The sequence below is a fragment of the Comamonas sp. MYb69 genome (assembly GCF_037479315.1).
Lineage (GTDB): Bacteria > Pseudomonadota > Gammaproteobacteria > Burkholderiales > Burkholderiaceae_C > Comamonas.
This window is the reverse complement of record NZ_JBBGZG010000004.1, coordinates 32,805-49,272: the sequence shown is the minus strand read 5'-3', so window position 1 is coordinate 49,272 and position 16,468 is coordinate 32,805. Positions and strand designations below refer to the sequence as shown.

Annotated in this window: 15 protein-coding genes; 1 reads left to right on the top strand and 14 read right to left on the bottom strand. The window is 59.4% G+C overall.

Annotated features, from left to right (window positions below; translation table 11 throughout):
* Positions 1-69: 69 nt before the first annotated feature.
* The 11 genes from WH303_RS06575 to WH303_RS06525 all read right to left on the bottom strand — a co-directional run bounded on the left by WH303_RS06575 (position 70) and on the right by WH303_RS06525 (position 11,534).
* Positions 70-2,088 (bottom strand): hypothetical protein, encoded by a 2,019-nt coding sequence (locus WH303_RS06575; RefSeq protein WP_339517531.1) that lies wholly within the window; start codon positions 2,086-2,088, stop codon positions 70-72.
* Between the two features lie 28 nt (positions 2,089-2,116).
* On the bottom strand, positions 2,117-2,788 hold the full coding sequence (locus tag WH303_RS06570) for a phage adaptor protein (RefSeq protein WP_339517530.1): 672 nt from the start codon (positions 2,786-2,788) through the stop codon (positions 2,117-2,119).
* Between the two features lie 4 nt (positions 2,789-2,792).
* Positions 2,793-3,146 carry a hypothetical protein gene (locus tag WH303_RS06565; protein WP_339517528.1) on the bottom strand — a complete coding sequence of 118 codons (354 nt, stop codon included), beginning with the start codon at positions 3,144-3,146 and terminating at the stop codon, positions 2,793-2,795.
* A gap of 81 nt (positions 3,147-3,227) precedes the next feature.
* Positions 3,228-3,581: a hypothetical protein gene (locus WH303_RS06560; protein ID WP_339517526.1), complete on the bottom strand. Its 354-nt coding sequence runs from the start codon at positions 3,579-3,581 to the stop codon at positions 3,228-3,230.
* A gap of 107 nt (positions 3,582-3,688) precedes the next feature.
* Entirely contained in the window at positions 3,689-4,792 is a 1,104-nt protein-coding gene (locus tag WH303_RS06555) for a N4-gp56 family major capsid protein (RefSeq protein ID WP_339517524.1), read from the bottom strand.
* 167 nt (positions 4,793-4,959) lie between these two features.
* Positions 4,960-5,967 (bottom strand): hypothetical protein, encoded by a 1,008-nt coding sequence (locus tag WH303_RS06550; RefSeq protein WP_339517522.1) that lies wholly within the window; start codon positions 5,965-5,967, stop codon positions 4,960-4,962.
* Between the two features lie 26 nt (positions 5,968-5,993).
* Entirely contained in the window at positions 5,994-6,200 is a 207-nt protein-coding gene (locus WH303_RS06545) for a hypothetical protein (protein ID WP_339517520.1), read from the bottom strand.
* 14 nt (positions 6,201-6,214) lie between these two features.
* Positions 6,215-8,317 (bottom strand): portal protein, encoded by a 2,103-nt coding sequence (locus WH303_RS06540; protein ID WP_339517519.1) that lies wholly within the window; start codon positions 8,315-8,317, stop codon positions 6,215-6,217.
* A 2-nt stretch (positions 8,318-8,319) separates the two neighbouring features.
* On the bottom strand, positions 8,320-9,891 hold the full coding sequence (locus WH303_RS06535; RefSeq protein ID WP_339517517.1) for a terminase: 1,572 nt from the start codon (positions 9,889-9,891) through the stop codon (positions 8,320-8,322).
* Positions 9,888-10,868: a terminase small subunit gene (locus WH303_RS06530; protein ID WP_339517515.1), complete on the bottom strand. Its 981-nt coding sequence runs from the start codon at positions 10,866-10,868 to the stop codon at positions 9,888-9,890. Before WH303_RS06530 ends, WH303_RS06535 begins: the two co-directional genes overlap by 4 nt.
* Before the next feature lie 57 nt (positions 10,869-10,925).
* The gene (locus tag WH303_RS06525) at positions 10,926-11,534 is read right to left on the bottom strand and encodes a hypothetical protein (protein ID WP_339517513.1); all 609 of its coding nucleotides are present in this window, start codon (positions 11,532-11,534) and stop codon (positions 10,926-10,928) included.
* A 107-nt stretch (positions 11,535-11,641) separates the two neighbouring features.
* Here WH303_RS06525 and WH303_RS06520 point away from each other — a divergent pair, with 107 nt between their 5' ends.
* On the top strand, positions 11,642-11,953 hold the full coding sequence (locus tag WH303_RS06520) for a hypothetical protein (RefSeq protein ID WP_339517511.1): 312 nt from the start codon (positions 11,642-11,644) through the stop codon (positions 11,951-11,953).
* A 154-nt stretch (positions 11,954-12,107) separates the two neighbouring features.
* Here WH303_RS06520 and WH303_RS06515 read toward each other — a convergent pair whose 3' ends face one another.
* From WH303_RS06515 to WH303_RS06505, 3 genes are all read right to left on the bottom strand, one after another.
* On the bottom strand, positions 12,108-13,442 hold the full coding sequence (locus tag WH303_RS06515) for a hypothetical protein (protein WP_339517510.1): 1,335 nt from the start codon (positions 13,440-13,442) through the stop codon (positions 12,108-12,110).
* Between the two features lie 1,246 nt (positions 13,443-14,688).
* Entirely contained in the window at positions 14,689-15,363 is a 675-nt protein-coding gene (locus WH303_RS06510; RefSeq protein ID WP_339517509.1) for a hypothetical protein, read from the bottom strand.
* A 162-nt stretch (positions 15,364-15,525) separates the two neighbouring features.
* Positions 15,526-16,467 (bottom strand): hypothetical protein, encoded by a 942-nt coding sequence (locus tag WH303_RS06505; RefSeq protein ID WP_339517507.1) that lies wholly within the window; start codon positions 16,465-16,467, stop codon positions 15,526-15,528.
* Position 16,468 lies beyond the last annotated feature (1 nt).

Below are 16,468 nucleotides of genomic sequence, written 5' to 3'. Positions count from 1 at the left end.
AGATTGATGTAGCAGCCATGGTTTCCAGTGTGTGGATCCCAAGTGCTGCTGTCGAACCCAGTGGGGTGGTCAGCGTGGCGGCTCGAACGCTTTGCCATTCCAGCGCAGATAGCGACCGTCCGGCAGGGTGTACATATTTCCCTTCACCAGTTGCTCTTTTGTTGGGGGTGGTGTCTGCGTTTGTGCAGGTGGCCTCAGCCATTGCTCACGCACAGAGTCATAGATGGAGGTTGGCTCTTTCACCGTCTGACCGTCTTGGACATAGGTGCCACCACCTGCAGTGACGAAGCGGTCCTTGGTGCTCTCTGGCTTGCCCATGAGCGCGAGCAGCCGGCCCTGGGCGCTGCGTTGTTTCTCCGCAGTATCCGCTTGAGCTACCGCATCTTGAGCCGCCTCAAGGCGCGCAGCACCCCTGCTTCGGACTGCAGCATCTGACTGTTCCAGCGCCAAACGACCGCGATCGACGGAGTTCCGCATTGCCTCTCGCTGGTTTGCACCCGCTTGCTGAATGCCTTCGCGCTGCAGGCCTGCATTTGCATGCAGCGTCGCCTGCGCCGCCCTTGGCTGTTCGGACTGCAGGGCCAGATCGTTATCCAAAGCAGCCCGGTAGGCTCGTGCTGCTGGGTTGTTCTCCGCACCCCTGCCGCCCCATTTGGTGGTGTTCGTGATGCTGCTGGCAGACGTGGCCAGGTTCTCCAGCCGTTTGCGTGCCGAATAGTCGTTGGTGCTGTTGGCCACCTGAGGCTCCGCGAACTGCGGCGTTTCGGTCTGGCCAGCCTGCCCGGGTGCGCCACCTTGGAGGCGCTGGTCAAAGGCCGGGTTGTAGCCCACGCGCTGACCTACCAGGCCCTCCCTTTGAGCTTGCTCGACGGTCATTCCAACGGGGCTGCGCTGGGTTGCCGATTGCGCACCGGTGGCGGTGTCAGTGTTGCGCGCCGCCTGCTGTCCGCCCGGCTGAGCGCTGCTCGGCGTAGCCGCCGCGCCGGCTGTTGACTGCGCGGCATCCGATGGGTAGACATAGCTGCCGTTGGGGCCCAGCGACACCTGAGCGCCGCCGGGGGACACCCGAAATCCTCCGAAGCCATCGCCCCGCATGCCTGCGCCTTCCACGGCACTGCCACGTTCGTTCGTATAAGAAACAGGCCCAGACACGTTGCCACCGCTAAACGACGTGGAGCCATCAGCCAGGCGCTCCATGCGGACGCGGCCGTCAGGATTTGCCTGGCCCACCTGGGCATTGGTCATGCCGGAGCGGTCCCAATTGGTTGGTGGTGCAATTTGAGCAGCGCTAGGCGGGGTGGCATTGGCGTTCGGCTCTGGGATGACGCGCCCAGAACTCTCCGGGTTGGAAGCAAGTGGCTTGGACTCGCCGGGCCCGGGGATCATGCCAGCCATGGCGGGCGTGCTTGCCGCTCCAATGGTTGCAGCGGATGCGCCCTCGAGAGAGCTGAGGCCTCGGCTGAGCAATGAGCTAATCGCCCCGCCAGTCTTTGCCACGGCGGGCAGCGCGCCGCCTAGCCCGCCAACAGAGCTGGCAATTGCCTGGAGGTTTCTGCCGGTGTCAGTATTAAATACGTTATCCATGGAGCCATCCGGCTTAGGCGCCTGCTTATCGGTGTCCATGGGAATCTGGTTTGCCAAGGCATTGCCAGTAGCCTGTCCCGCGTTTGAAGGCGCGAGGGCCGCAGCCGCAGCTGTTGGTGCGGGAGCAGCTGGAGTAGGCGCGGGAGGGGTAGCAACCTGCTGGACGCTCTGGTCCTGTGCTGCCGCTGCAGCATCGCCAAAGCTGTTCGCACGGCGCATCGCCTCTTCATCGATCACGCCACCATCTGCAAAATGCCCTGCCTTCTTAGGCTTGCCTGATTGCTTGTGCGTGCGCTCAATGAGGTCATTGAGGCGACTCACCCCAATTTTTCGGGTGGTGTCGGCCGGCAGCACGAATTCGCCTTTGGAAGCCTTGATGTCGACAGAATCTGAGGTGCCATCGCCTGGGCCATCGATCAACCCGCCATTGCGGTATCCCTTGGCTGGCACATTGGAGCCCATGGCGGCAAGGCGGCGGGCGGCGGGTGATTGGGCGTGAAGCATGAGAAAACCTTGTTGAGTATTGCGATCGCTACCAGCTGGAATGCACCAAAGGCGGGGAATCGTCGCGGTGCTTGCGCTGCACATTGGCATCATCTCGCCGGCCGAATGCCTGCTCAAACAGGGCCAGGTGCTCGCCAGCTTTGACCGTGTCGAACGTGTCTGCGTCTTGCTTGAGATGTGCCCGGTACATCATCCAGTGCAGCAATCGGGTATGAAATCTGGTCGGGAGCTCTGGCGACTCAATGCTTGAACAGGCAGACAGAGGCCGAAGGGCCCCTCGGTAGACCGTCAGAGCTATGGCGCCGGGGCTGTTTGGCCTGGGCACCAGCCGAAGCTGTGGAGGTCGGGCACCGCTGGCTGGCTCGTAGATGAAGCGCCGCGGCTGGCCTTCTCGCTGCTCCCAGCCGCAGCTATGCGAGTCCTCTTCCTCTACGCTGGTTTCATCGATCACGCGGCCATTGAAGGTGGCGCGGTTGATCTCCAGCACAGATGGATGCAGCGGGTATGTGTCCTGGGCAATAACGACGGAAAGCGCGCAGACGGAGCTGGTGCTGCGATCCTCGATCAGCTTTGCGCGCTCACTCGCTTCCTGCACCGCTTCATTGAGAAAGCCGACGATCTCCTCCGAAGCCCAGAACGGCGGGTCGGCCTGGTCCAGGCATGCAGTCCTGAATGCGGTGATGAAATCGCCGACATTCATTGCATCAGCCCTGCTCGCTGATGGAAGCGAATGCGGCGTCAGCTTCGGCGCGAGTCACTTCAAAGCCCGCCTTGGCCTTCAACTTCATCAAGTTGGGCTTGCCGTCGGCGGTGAAGTTGGCCTTGTCGCCTTCGGCGATCATCTGCTGCAGCACTTCTTGAAGTTCGAGTTGGCGGCTTAGGATCTGGGTGCGCACCTCGCTGGTGCCGCCATCCACCAGCACAGCACCACGGGCAATGGCCTGTCGCTGGAACATGCTGGGAACCTCGGTGCCATCGTCGTCGGCTGCGATCACCAGAGTATGGCCACTGGTCAGCGCCACATGCAGATCAGCATCAGTAGGGGAACGGAATTTCATGGTTGTGTCCTGAGAAAAGGCCCGTCGGCACAAAGCCAACGGGCAAACGGGCGGTTAAAGGCCCGACCACTGAGGAGAAGCTCAGCCTTGAGTGAAAGCCGACCGGCCTTCCACGAAATACTGGACCGTCACGCGGGCCTGGCCGGCAGTGGCAGCCGCGCCGGTTTGGACGAGCAGCGCATTGATCGCGCCGGCCAGCTGGGTCTTGTAGCCAGTGACGGTCAGCTCGGTACGACCAGCGGTTTTCAGGTCGATGGGAGTTGCGGTGTAGCGGTCATCGTCACCGACATCGCCCAGCTTCAGGGTGGCAGTGGTGGCACTGTTCCAAGGGGTGATGACGGTCACATCGCCGCCAACGACGACAGCGCCGCCTGGCAGATCAATGGCGCCCTCGGCGGTGCCGTAGGCAGTGGGATCACCAAAGGCGATCAGCATGGTGGCCACGATAAACTACTGGCGGCCGGCAATTTTCTTGATGGACATGGTTTGCTCCGTGTTTCCAAAAAAAGGGAGCGAGGCCAAGCGGCCCCGCTGTACTGGCATCAGCCCTTCAGGTAGTGATCGATGGACAGCACGCCGAAGTCCTCAACGGACTTGTCGTAGATGGAATAGAACTCGGGCTTGAGCAGGCCCAGGATCTTGTCGATGTTCAGACCCACCTTGTTGTCGTAGTCGAACAGCTTCTCCACCCAGTCGCCAGGACCGAGGTCAGCCATGGCCAAGGCTTGAGAGCCGCACAACAGCGTGCGCGTGCCGTTCACGTTGCCGCCGGCGCCCCACTTCGAGCCAGCTGCTGCGCCCAGCGTGCTGTACACCAAGTTGTGCTCATGGATCACGGCGCCGTCAACGGTCACGGTCGCACCGGTGAACCAAGGCGAGTCCATACCCGTCTTGGTAGCCACGGCAACCACTGCGCGCTGGTAGTCGGGATCCTTCTTGAGCTCAGCCAGGGTGCCAGGCTGAACGAAGATGACGTAGTACGCCTTGCCGTTCTTCATCAGCGGCTTGACGCGATGAGTCTTGGCATAGGCCACGGCATCCACGATCATTCCGTACTTGGGCACGAAAGCACTGGTAATGCTGCCGGTGCTGGAGACCTGCAACGAAGATCCGTCCCACATCAGCGAACGCTTGGGGGAAGGTGGACGCACATCGCCGGCAAAGGCCAGGCTTGGGAACACTGAACCGATGCGTGGGGAGCCATCGTTATTGAAAGCGTAGCTGATGCCCGACAGGGTCAGAAAGCCCAGCTGATCGCAACGGTTGCCCAACCAGTAGGCCAGCTTGTCGCGGCCCTGCTCACGGAAGTTGAGCACCGTGCGCTGGTCGGACATCTTGCCCTTGTTCTTCACACCGTGGCTGAGCTGGTCGATGGTGATGATCTGCGAATGGGAGTCCATCGCTTCTTCATTACCTTCGCGCTCGTTGTCGCCTGCGACGCCATCGCCCACCAGGTCGGCCACCAACTGGAAAATGGCGCTCTCGCCCTTCTCCGTCTTGGTGAGCTCCTTGATGATCTGCACCACGTTGTTGTCGCCCTTGCCCGAGAAGTTCTTCAAGAACATCTGGTCGCGGGCGGCGTTCCAGGTCTCGCGGGCCCAGCAAACCTTCTGAATAGGGGTCAATGCTGCAAAATTCGTTTCCATGTCATGCTCCAAAAATTGACGATTTCATTTCGGGACATGACGCCGCCCATCGCGAGAACATGGCATAGGTGGCCAAGAGCACCAACCTGTTTAACGCCCGGCTGAGGCGACATCCCTTTGAATATTCGGCAGCAAGGTGGGTGAAGCCCTGCAGCCGATTGCACGCATCAGACCGCGTCGCCGCGCAATTTCTTGCGCTCTGCTTCAGGCAAGGCTTCGTATTCCTCATCCGTCAGCTTGACTCCATCGATCTGCGGTGCAGTGGCCCTGTTGCCCAGCCCTGCCTGCAGTTGAGCCGGCTGAAGCTGAGAGTCCAAAGCGCCGCGCTCATTGGCGCGCTGTGGCCGTATATCAACATGCCGGGTGTCAGGTCGTACACCCCCAATCGGGTGAGCCCCAGGCGCAAAGCGAGGAGCAATCGCATTCACTGCTTCTTTCAGAGCCTGTGCTTGCGATGTACCCCTGCTCACCTTCATGATCACTGATGCTTCAATGAGGTCCATCGCTTCAACGCCTTCAGGCCCCTCAAGCCAGGGGTAGCTCTGCAACAAGGCTTCTACCGTCTTGCTTGCCGCAGCGGTCTGCTGTTGTGCTGCCGTCTCATGGGCAAATCGCGAGTAAGCGGCGTCTTGAAGAACGCCATTGATCTCCATGCGCAGCTTGGTCGCGGCCTTGGTGTCGCCGTCCAGCACCAACTGCAGATAGAGCTCCTCAGCCGCCTCGATGTCGTACGGCTCAGGAGCGGCCTGTGGTGCTTGCTGTGGGGGCCGTGCCGGTGCTGCACCTGCCGCTGGCTGAGCGCTGGCCAACTGTGCGCGCAACTGCTCCACCTCAGTCTCCAGTGCCTTGCGCCGGTCGTTCACTTCGTTGAACCGCGCGCGAGGAATGCCAGTACCACTGTTGGTAGAGGCGTCTGCATCTTCTGCATCCGTCAGTCGGGCATCGGAAGGCAGCTGGGAGGCATCCTCCTTGGCCAAAACTGCAGCCAGCGCTTCAGGGTTGACCGCGCCACGGGCGTCATCACCACGCAGGCGGGCGCGCTCTTCTGCACTCTTCTGCATGTAGCCCTCGTCGTCGTCCAGCACCTCAACCGCAGTGGCAGTGCCGCCGGCATCCGAGCCGCCCTCGCCAGCTTCGTTCAGGGGCTTCATCATCTTGATCAAAAGCATGTTCATGGTTTCCTCCTCACATTGGTGGTAGATCAGCTAGCTTGCTGGTTGGCTGGATGGCCAGAAGCCACGGCTTCCAGTGGCGAGCTATCTTCATGCGCAGCGGTCTCGTCTTTGGCCCGGCATGCTCCGCATTGCAGCGTTACCCCACCTGCCAGAACAGAGCCGCAAGCAGCCTGCTTCGATCCGAAGTCATATTCGACGGTGATGCCGCACGAGGTTTTTGCATTGGTGGTCATAGTTTCTCCAGTGGTTAATCAGCGCGCCTAACACCATCGGGCGCGAGGGTTTCAATTCCCGCTTCCTGGCCGCGCGCAGGGCTGGCTGGATTGAGCGGATCGGTGTTCTGTGGGAGGTCTACGCTCGGCAGCGGGCCTGGCAGCTGCGGCACGATGGGCGCAGCGTCATGGTCCACCGCGCCTGCCGAACGCAGCAGGCCGTCTGCAAGCGTTGCGGTCTCTGGCGTTTGGGCGATGACCTGCGCCGTCTGCACAGCGCTGTATTGGCTCTTGACCTGGGTATCTGTTGCTCGCACATCGGCCTGGCGGGCCTGGGCGTCCAGCAGGCGCACACGCGCATCAACCACGGGGTCTGCCGGGGGCTTGTTACCCTCGATGGACGCCAGGATCTCTTGCTTGTCGGCCAGGTTGGAATAGCGCACCAGCACGGCTGGGGGGATAGGAGCCCCGGCCTTCATCATCTCCAGCGCTTGCTGGAACTGGCTGTTCTGGAAGGTCACCTGCATCGGCTGCTCGGAGATCACCACGTCATAGGTGCCCACCGTCACATCGTTGAAGTAGCCGCCCGTCATCGGATCAAAGCGGTTGATCTCCAGCGCCTGCTCCACCTTTTTGCCCGTCATCGGGTCGGTCTCGGTGATGCGGAATACGCGGTAACTGTCGTAGTAGCGCTGGATCAGCTTGAGGATGCGGACCGCCAACAGGTGGCGGGTGTAGGCCAGGTTGTCCAGGGGCACGGCCAGCTGCTGCTGGCTGGCAAACTGCTTGGACTGAATGGCGATGCCCGAGATCTCCGGGCCTTGGCTGCCGCGCATGGCGTCGGGCACCGTCACGTCCTTGAGCGCCTTGTCTGCGCGGTCGATGATCTTGTCGATGCCAGTGGGCACCTGGTTCGGCTGAATCTTCTTGGGCGCCTCACTGCCCTTCTTGTACTCCACCACAAGGCCAGTCTTGCCGCCCTGCTCCTGCAGCTGCTCCAGCGTCATGTTGGCTAGGGAGTCTTCCTGCACGATCCAGCCGCTGTTGGCAGCCGTGTTGACGATGTGCACATATTGGCTCACCGCCTTGTTCAGCGCCTCTTGCGGGCCCATGGCGTCATCCACCATTCCAACGGTCTGTCCGCGCCGGAAGTACGCGAAGTACGGCACCACGGTGTAATGCTCGTATGGGCTGTAGGTGTCGTGCAAGGTGGCCGTGTACGTGGTCACTGTCCATTTGATGCGGCGCTTCATGCGCTTGGCGCGCACCGCCCCGTTGGCCAGGGCATCAGCGATGGAATCCGCTGCCATGGTGGCCTCCACCTGCACATCTCCCGAGGCTGGCCAGACGAGGCACTGGGTGAACTCGTAGACAAAGCGCTGCCGGTCGATGATGCGGTAACGCTCCAGGCCATCATCCTTTTGGGCCATGGCGTCCGTCCAGCCGGTACGGTCTCGGCTGCCGAACTTGTTGCGTGGCATCTCATCATCGAGGTCGCCAAAGTCGCGGCCACCGTCATTGCTCTCTTCGGCTGCCTTCCTTGCGGCCTTGCCGTACAGCTGCTCAATCTCATCGAGAGTGAGCCAGCGGGTAATGATCACATCGCCCCATTGGTCTGGGTCGTAGGACTTGCTGTCAGGGTCTGGGACAACGTCCAGCGGGTCGAGCGTGCCAATGACGATCTCGCCCTGGATGTTCTTGTCGAAGTCCATGCGCAGCTCGTAGTAGCCACGCTGCTGTATCAGTCCATCCGAGAATGCCTGCGTCTCGTGCCAGTGCAGATTGCACATGTCGGCCACCTGCATCGTCACCTTGGACAGGATCGTTGCTGTGTTCAGATCCGCGTCTCCGCCCCGGGGCTTGAATGCGATGTCAGCGCGGTTGTGAATCTGGTAGCCAATGGCGGAGTTAACCGAGGGCTTGATCTGGTTGAACTCGTAGGCGGGTCGGCGCTCGCGCTGCAGCTGCGCCTTCTGCGCCACCGTCCACTGCCGGCCGCCGCCCAGGTACATCTCCTCGCAGCGGATGGCATGCGGCATGTAGTCCAGGTGGCCGCGCACCTTGCCGTACTCGTAGCGCTGCCAGTTCTCACGGGCAGCTGAATCGCCGGGGGAGTAGATGACGTTGAGGTTGTTCATGGTCAGGATGTGGCTTGGTCCCAATGACCAGCACGCGAGCTGAGGCTGTCTCGCCAGCTGGGCTTGGTCGGCTTGGTACGGGGTGATGGAAGGTCGCCAACGAAGGTCATGGCCACGCTGTCGCCCTTGTCTGGGCTGCGGCCGAGTGCCTTGCGAATGTCGTCTTTGCTGCTGATCTGGATGGCGGCACCCTTGCCCATGGTCACCACCTTGTACTGGGGCGCCGTGAGGTCGCCCAGCAGCTCTTGGTCAGGTGGCAGCGCAATGGGGTCTGGCCCGGTGGGGTCCAGCGCTTCACGCAGCAGCCAGTACATCTCAGCGCGCTTGTTTCGAAAATGCAGCTGCCCGGCCTTGTCCATCAGGCTGCTGGCCTCCGAGCCCACCACGGGATGCACATGGAGATTGAGGCCTACAAGGAAGTCCAGGGCGCTGGAGCCAATCCCAATGCTGTCGATCGCAATCGGCGCGCCGTCGCGCACCAGGGGCGTAACGAACCCGGCAGCCGTGGGCCCGTCCTTGGTCACCACGCCAGGCGCAGTCACCACCTTGTCAAACCAGCGGTCATGCCGGCGTGCCACCGAGGATTTGTCCTGGCCGCCGCGAGATGGATCAAAGCCAAGGGCGGTCATCGGCCCCTTCTGCTCGCGATCCTTCCAGCGCGCCTGCGCAGCCTTCACCCAATCGGTCGGGATCAGCTGCCAGACGGGGTCCTCTGCGCCTGCATTGAAGTCGCCCTTGAGCATCTTGGAGCGCAGCGGCTCAGGCAGCGCCTGCAGCTTGGCCTTATAGCCCGTGGTCATCAGGAACAGGTTGTCATTGACGCTGGACGGGATGAATGTGCGGCTTAATGGCTGCACCATGTCTCCGCCCATCTCGACGGGCTCAGGCCCTGGGACTTCTTGATCCTCGCCCTGCTCGTTGGTGATGTACCAGCGCAGCTCGCCAGGCTTGGCAGGATTGGGGTGCATGGGATTGAGCCATGCAGCCCAGTAGCGCTTCACCCACTCGCCCTCGGCTGTGGTGGGAGGGTTGCCCGCGCACACGACGCGCTGACGGACATTGGGGTTGTCCGTCCGCATCCAGCCGATCAGCGCGCGGAACTGAGATTCAGCGAAGTGGGTGACCTCGTCGAATCCCTTGAAGTCGTGCGCCCGGCCTGAATACTTCATCCAGTCGTCAAGCTCTTTGACGCTACCAAGCTCCATCACGCGCCCGCCTGGCAGGCGCCAAACGCCGTTCTGGCTGTTGTAGCCATTGCGCGACCCCTGAATCTTGCTCATTCGCTCTTCGATACCGACGAGCTGCACGGCTTCGCGCCGGAAGATGATGCTGTGCTCTTGGGCTGTAGAGGCCAAGCCCAGCAGCAAATCGGTTTTGCCGCCGCCGGCTGAGCCGCCGTAGAAGAGGATGTCTGCGGCGCTGTTGAAGGCCTCGTACTGCGGCCCCGCTTGCGGAACCCAGATAGCAGGATCGGCCATGCGCAGCAGTGCATCCAGCTGCTCACGCTGCGCCGCCGGCAGAGCCTTGAGCCGCTTCACGAGCTCAACGGATGATGGAAACACCTTGAGATTCATGCCTCACCCCCTGGGCCCAACACGCTGTTCAGCGCGCCCAGCATGGCCGGGTTATCGGCCAGCATGCGCTCGATGCGTACGGCGCGCTCTGCATCCGTCATGGTGCGCAAGGACAGCGGGTCAGACTTTTGGTAGTTGTCGGTCGCGTAGATGCCCAGGTGGCGGCAGAGCTTGTCCAGCACGTCCAGCTGGTTGTGCATCTGGATCTCCACCCCGAACTTGGTTTGCTTGGCGCCGCAGTACAGCAGGCGGGCCGCCGGACTCAGGTCGCGCGTGTCCTTGAGCACCACCCGCGATACACCGTCACCAGCGCAATGCGGGCAGGTTTCCACGGGAGGCAGAGCCAGGCTGAATCCGGCACCGCCCTTTTCGTTGAAGTGCTGCGGGTCCTTGCCTTGGCGCTCCCAGTCCTCGCGGTCAGCGTCCATCTCATGATCGCTGCGCTGGTACTTGTGGCCCGCGCCGTAGCAGAAGCGGCAGCAGCTGACCTTGTTCTGCACCAGCTCTCGCGGGTCGGCCATGGCGATGGTGGCCAGCTTCTGGATCACGCGCTCGGCGTTGATCTCCAGCTTGTCCTGCAGTTTCCGCTGCGCCTCCTCCACTGCCTCCTGAATCTTGACATTGGCTAACAAGCGACTTGCTTGCTCGTTCGCAGTGTTCGCGCTGTAGCCTGCACGAATGGCTGCCTGGGTCCCGTTCAGGTCGACTAGGTACTCTTGGACGAATCGCTGGTGTCGAGGATCCAGCGCGGCCATCTTGATGGATACCGGCTTTTGCTTCTCTGGCCTGGTCCAGCCTTCTTTTCGGGCGCGCTTACCAATGGCGGCATGGGTTACGCCGAACCGCTTGCCAATCTCCCGCAATGGCTCATTGGTGGTGGTGAAGCCGTGTTGAATCCCAGCCCAATCAGTTGGCTGAGATTCGGCGCCGGTTGCGCCGGGGGCTTGCTTGGGGTTTTGAGGTTGTCCGGTTTCCACGCTTCACATGGTTACCGGCAAGGGGGAGGATTGGAAACCCCACAGGGGGGCGATCCACTAAATGTCTCTGGCCTCCACCAAAATCGCATCAAGCTGGTCCATTTTGAACTGTCGTTCGATAGTCAAACTACTCAATTTGGACCTATAAGCCTCAATTTCCTTCGAGAGCTCAATTTCTCGCCTTACCGCTCTAGGCGCGTTAGTTGCCCCTGCATACTGAACCACCTCGGCCTTGGCCGTCTGCAAAAGTGTTTCGGTGGTGGCTATCTGACTATTAATTGCCTCTAGCAACGCCGTGGTTGCAGCAAGCTCCACACCAACCCGACCATTCTTCACTAGCAGATGCTGTGCCTCAGCTGCGTTTTTCAACTCAGCCCGCGTTTCCGCCAACTCTTGCTTCTGCAGCTTCACAGACTCGGTTAGCCAGAAGAATGCCGCAAAGGCCACGATGGGATTCAGCAGGCCACCAAAGAAGTCGCCAAAAGTGCCCCACTTGTCCGCGTCTTTTGCAGGATTCTGGCCAAGGATCAGTCCGAAGTAGACGAGGTATCCGCCCACCAGGCAGGCCGCCACCCCGAACAGCACCCTTTTCCAGACTCGCACGCGCGTGTCCAGTTGGTCCTTGGTTTCCCCATTCGGTCCGATCGCTTCATCTCTGCTGTCCATATCCACGCCCCAGTTGTTGAGAATGGCTGAACTTTAGCTCACGAGGAGAATCATTCAGGCTGCCATCGCAATTGACGGCAAATCAATCAAAACACTGGGGATCAGCTATGGATTGGATTTTTAACAGTGGCAAGACTGCCAAGAAGATGAAAGCCTGGCGCTTTGTATATCCTCTCGCGACAGGCATGTGCTTTTTGCTCGGTGCCCACGGCATAGCTATGCTGCAAGAGGGCATCTATACGATGCCATACGCCCCTCAACCAGGGGACTCGCTGACGATGTACGACTGGGCGTCGCTAGCCACCGCCGCGTTAGGCGTGCTCAGTTTGCTCTTCGCCTTTTACCAAGCCTACCAAGATTACACGCATGACAAATGGCAAGAAGCCGCTTGGCGATTCGAGAACCGCTATCACCAATAAGGCGGCCATTTTCGACCGGCTCTGAGCGCCCTTTATCGGGCATTCGAGTTTTACCTGCTTCGAAACAAGACAATGGCTTGCCTACTAGCTGCAATCATTTTGATCCGGTTGCCAAGTTAGGATGTGCGCTGTCACGCGTCACATGAGCTATTGATTACTCGTAGTGATCCCAGTGACCTCCATCACGTCCATGTGTATCTTTCGGCACAAAAGCGAAGTGAGGAAACTGCTTTTTTATCTCCGGAAAAGCCCAGAAATCCGTGACACTCTCGTCAAAATTGAATGCGCCATCGACCGGGCTTTCTGCCTGAACCCGGTGGTACAGAAGACCCAAAACTGGACGATCACAGCGAAATGCTTTGATACTATCTTCAATCTTTTTAGTTCTTCGCCTCTCAACGTCGTTCCCTGAAAGGGTCTCGCTCATCACGTGAACGATGCCGTTGCTGTCCATCGGTAGCTGTTCGATCGCGCGCGCGAACAGCACTTTCAAATCACGAGCTTGCATCTCAATAGATCGTTCTGCAGCGCACTTCCATGAGACCCCAGAGCCAAAGCTGATAGTGTCCCAAAAACTACGAGCCATCCATTCAGGCATCAAGGCATCCGGTTTCTTCCTCTTGCCGATGCATACCGACTCCATCGACATACGCGGTGTTGCCCATTCTTCACCCAACAAACTGCGCTCAAAGGTGCCCCGGACCTTCACATAATTGTTGGCAAGGTGAGCCGCGACGCGACGTAAAGGCACTGGCTTAGCTTCTACTTTCACTAGTTCGTTGTCCAAGACCACCATTTCGCGATCAACAAGAGCGATCGCAAAATTAAGTTTTTCCGGAAGGTAGTCAGTTTCGATCTGGGAAAGCTCGACACGAAACTCGATCTTCAACCAAACTGAGTTCCCAATTTCGACAAGCTTCTCTTCCAATGGTTTCCACAATCGCTTCCAGTTTTCCTGCTGGATAAGTCCATACTCCCCTGGAGCCTGTTGGCGCTTGCACTCGATAAAAACCTGAATTTCTCCACGTTTTACAAAAATATCTGGAGTCTTGCGAATGCCTGGCTCTTCCGGAATTAACGTGACGTCGAACCCTTCGGCGGCGTACGCCAGTGCGACTGCGATTTCAAAGAATCCGCTGTCCGGTTCCACTCGCCTCGGCCCTGCGAGCTCTTTCAACTTGTCGTCGATGCCATCCACTCGTGAGGCAAACTCCCAACGCGCCCCCAGCCCGGCGAGGATTGGCAAGACTCGCGCAGCCTCATCTGGATGGAGCGCATACTGTCTGTCCAGTGCTAATTCGCCAACAAAAATGTACCAACCGAATGTGTCGTCCGGCCTCATTTCTGCTGGATACGGGTCGCTTAGATTTGAGGATGCACCCTGCTGCCAGAGCTCGAACTTTTTTCTGCGCTCGATCCATTCTTCGGGTTTCATCGCAGACTTCAATGCGTTAAGCGCGATTCGGTAGCCTTTTTCTTCGTCTGTCATAAGCTGTAAGCATCATTGTGGTTGGCGCTGATTATGCGGCAGCCCTGATCAGGGCGATTCGTCATCCTGGGCACTCCTTAGTCAAGCATCGATCTTGACAGCGATATCTCCATATAGATCGAAACGGGACTGCCCGTTGTCCTTAATGAAACGATCTTCGTTTATGTATTCGACCTTGTGTTCGCTACAGCAATCTAGTGCCAAGCGGTCCTGAGAACTAAGATGTGGAATGACGGTAATCAGCCAGACGCGTTAATGCTTACTCGGTAGTCGGCAGCGCCCGGCCATAAGTCGCCATCCTAACCTCGAATGCACGCGTGGAGAAATCCAAATTTTGCTCCGCTGGATCAATGAGCTGATGGGCAGCACTGACGCTACCTGAGCGGTGCTTCCGGATTCCCGCAGGCCTCTTTGTGCAGCCGAAGCGCCCCGCGCGGATCGATACCTGGTATCCGCCTGTTATGCCTCTCCATTTTTACGCCTGCCCGGTTGCGGCCGGTCATCTTGGCCACAGCTGCATCTGAGAATTTGCCAAGCAGCGCAACCTCCTCCTTAGTCCAAGCATTGCGCGATCTGTTCGACGGGATACCGTGCCTTTGGCGCTCTTTCGCTACTGAATGCATGGTCACTCCGTATCTCGCTGCGATCTCGGAGTCTGGAGCTTGTCCGAGTTCTTCAAGGTGGCCTTCAAGAGGATTCTGGTCGGAGAGGCGGGGCACACCTCGCCTTATTCGTTCAGCTCGGACCCTTTCCTTTCTAATCCCCATCTGCTCAGCAAGCTCTCCGTCTGATACGCGCCCGAGCTGCTGCACGAAGTGCTCGGTCCAAGGCGTCCAAGCAGGGATACGCCTTAGCCTCCGTGCGTCTCTTACCTTGCCAATCGGAACACCCAGACATTCAGCGACTATCCAATCCGGCTCGGCGCCTAGCATTTCGACTTCAGCCTCGCTCCATCTCTTGAAAGGGAAGTGGCTAGGAATTTCACGCACACTGCGAGCCTTGGTAACCGAGTGAGCTTTCATTCCTAGTTGAGCTGCAACCTCACGGTCAGTAGCCGTCCCGAGGAGCGCGAGCCTCTCAGGCGTCCACGTTGCTTCCCTTGAAGAGACCCGCCAAGAGCTGATGCCGTGCTTGAGGCGAATTGCCCGCGCTCCACCCCTCGACATACCGAACATTTCGCCCCATTGAAGGTCCGTGACTTTGCCCAGAAGCTGCTTTGCTTCAGCTGAAAGGATCCGTTCTTTCGTCATTGGACCTGCGCTCCTTCAGCTTGAATCGAGACCTGCGCGCTTCCCGCTACGCTGGGCTTAGGCGGCCTTGGAAATCTTGGGATACCGCGTTTTCCTCGCTCGCGCTCAACCTCCCGAGTGTCAATGCCGAGTTGCTCAGCGATGTCGCGGTCATTGGCCGTGCCGAGAAGTGCAATGCGCTCGGGTGTCCAAATGAATGCGTGCTGCTTTATCCTGCTTTGCTCGCGCTCCAGGTCGTAGACGCGATCAGCCAGGGCCCGGTTGCGCACCGTGGCCTCTACCAGCAGCGCAGCAACGTCATCACGAGTCTGCAGCTGAGTGAATTGGAAAGCGTTGCCAGCCATGCGCTGGCCCAGCGCGCGAGCCTCAGTCGGCCACAGCCGCAACTCTTGGTCACCGATCTCGACCAGAGTCATGCCGTCTGGCAGATCCGTCACCGACACCGCCCGGGGCTCAGGCATCGGGTCGACGACTTCGTAGACACCATCGACGACTCGCCGCATGCGCCCCTCTTCGATCCAGCGGCTGACGTGGTCGTCGACCTTGGTGTAGGGCATGTCGGAGAGCTCCATCAAGCGCTTGCGACTGATCGCCTGGCCTGCCGATCGGAGGTCCATGACAGTGCCCCAAATAATTTGGCTGGTAGTGCCGACAACCGCGTTAGTTTTCATCATGTTTCCTCGGTACAATTTGACTGCTCAGGTCTCAGACCGGGAAACGCCACCTTCGGGTGGCTTTCCTTTTTTCAGGGACCCGCTCCTCTATTTCTGGCCCGAAATCCTGCGTCCGGACCGCGTCACCAAGGCGCCACGGTGCCGTCTGCTGCCAAAGCGTCATGCGGTTGCATGGGCGGCCTCCTGCTCCTTGCGCTGCTCGTCTTCCTTGCGCTTGGCGGCCCGTGCGTCCAGCACCTGCTTGTGCTGTAGGCCTGTCGATGACCAGCTCACCACCCCGCCCTCACCGGTGAACCACAGCGAGAACCAGCGGTCCTTCACCGAGTTGGTGAATGTGCCCACCCAGTCCTTGTAGCGCTTGGCTTTGTACTGCGAATCCTCGGTGTAGCGCTCACGGAACACCACCCAGGCCACCTGCAGCATTTCGTCGCTGATGCCGGCGTCTTGGGCCCAGGTCCGGATCGAGTGATCGTCCGGCACCGGCTTGACGCCCTTCTCGCGGCAGTCGACCAGATACTTGGCCAGAGTGGTCTCTTCACGTTTTTGTCGACCAGAGGGGGAAGGTGCTGGCGATTTCGCCACGCGCCCCTCCTCTGAACGTAGTGAAGAGGATGAATCAGGAATCAGTGAATCAGGAATCAGAGAATCAGGAATCAGAGAATCAGCAAGATTTCCACCGTTGCACTCCTCTGCTTTAACCGTGATCTCACCGTTAAGGTCTGGTTGATCCGCCTCTTTGTTGATGGCTTGTTTCCGTTCTTTAACCGTTGTCTCACCGTTAATGTCTGGAATCTCAGACTGCTTTTCAGTGTGATGTGGGTTCTGATGCTTATGCCAATTCTGGATCTTCACGTAGCCAACACCGTTCACCACGTACCTCACAATGAACTTCGCGTCGTGAAGCTCCTGGAGCATCTGGTCCACATCCACGTTGTCGGCTGGAAATACTCCGATCTTGATCTTCTTGGGACGATCCTCAAGGCGCCCTTCGCGGTCGGCGAGCGTCCACAGTCCAGCGAAAAGAAGCCGGGTTGCGAAGTCCAACTCCACCAAGTCCTCGTTGACGAAGAACCCGGGTTTGATGTTGCGAGCACGCGCCATA

Coding starts and splice junctions, on each gene's coding strand:
- WH303_RS06550 (WP_339517522.1), bottom strand. CDS start 5,967: ATGAACATGCTTTTGATCAAGATGATGAAGCCCCTGAACGAAGCTGGC.
- WH303_RS06570 (WP_339517530.1), bottom strand. CDS start 2,788: ATGAATGTCGGCGATTTCATCACCGCATTCAGGACTGCATGCCTGGAC.
- WH303_RS06560 (WP_339517526.1), bottom strand. CDS start 3,581: ATGCTGATCGCCTTTGGTGATCCCACTGCCTACGGCACCGCCGAGGGC.
- WH303_RS06545 (WP_339517520.1), bottom strand. CDS start 6,200: ATGACCACCAATGCAAAAACCTCGTGCGGCATCACCGTCGAATATGAC.
- WH303_RS06510 (WP_339517509.1), bottom strand. CDS start 15,363: ATGAAAACTAACGCGGTTGTCGGCACTACCAGCCAAATTATTTGGGGC.
- WH303_RS06525 (WP_339517513.1), bottom strand. CDS start 11,534: ATGGACAGCAGAGATGAAGCGATCGGACCGAATGGGGAAACCAAGGAC.
- WH303_RS06540 (WP_339517519.1), bottom strand. CDS start 8,317: ATGAACAACCTCAACGTCATCTACTCCCCCGGCGATTCAGCTGCCCGT.
- WH303_RS06555 (WP_339517524.1), bottom strand. CDS start 4,792: ATGGAAACGAATTTTGCAGCATTGACCCCTATTCAGAAGGTTTGCTGG.
- WH303_RS06535 (WP_339517517.1), bottom strand. CDS start 9,891: ATGAATCTCAAGGTGTTTCCATCATCCGTTGAGCTCGTGAAGCGGCTC.
- WH303_RS06505 (WP_339517507.1), bottom strand. CDS start 16,467: ATGGCGCGTGCTCGCAACATCAAACCCGGGTTCTTCGTCAACGAGGAC.
- WH303_RS06515 (WP_339517510.1), bottom strand. CDS start 13,442: ATGACAGACGAAGAAAAAGGCTACCGAATCGCGCTTAACGCATTGAAG.
- WH303_RS06520 (WP_339517511.1), top strand. CDS start 11,642: ATGGATTGGATTTTTAACAGTGGCAAGACTGCCAAGAAGATGAAAGCC.
- WH303_RS06565 (WP_339517528.1), bottom strand. CDS start 3,146: ATGAAATTCCGTTCCCCTACTGATGCTGATCTGCATGTGGCGCTGACC.
- WH303_RS06575 (WP_339517531.1), bottom strand. CDS start 2,088: ATGCTTCACGCCCAATCACCCGCCGCCCGCCGCCTTGCCGCCATGGGC.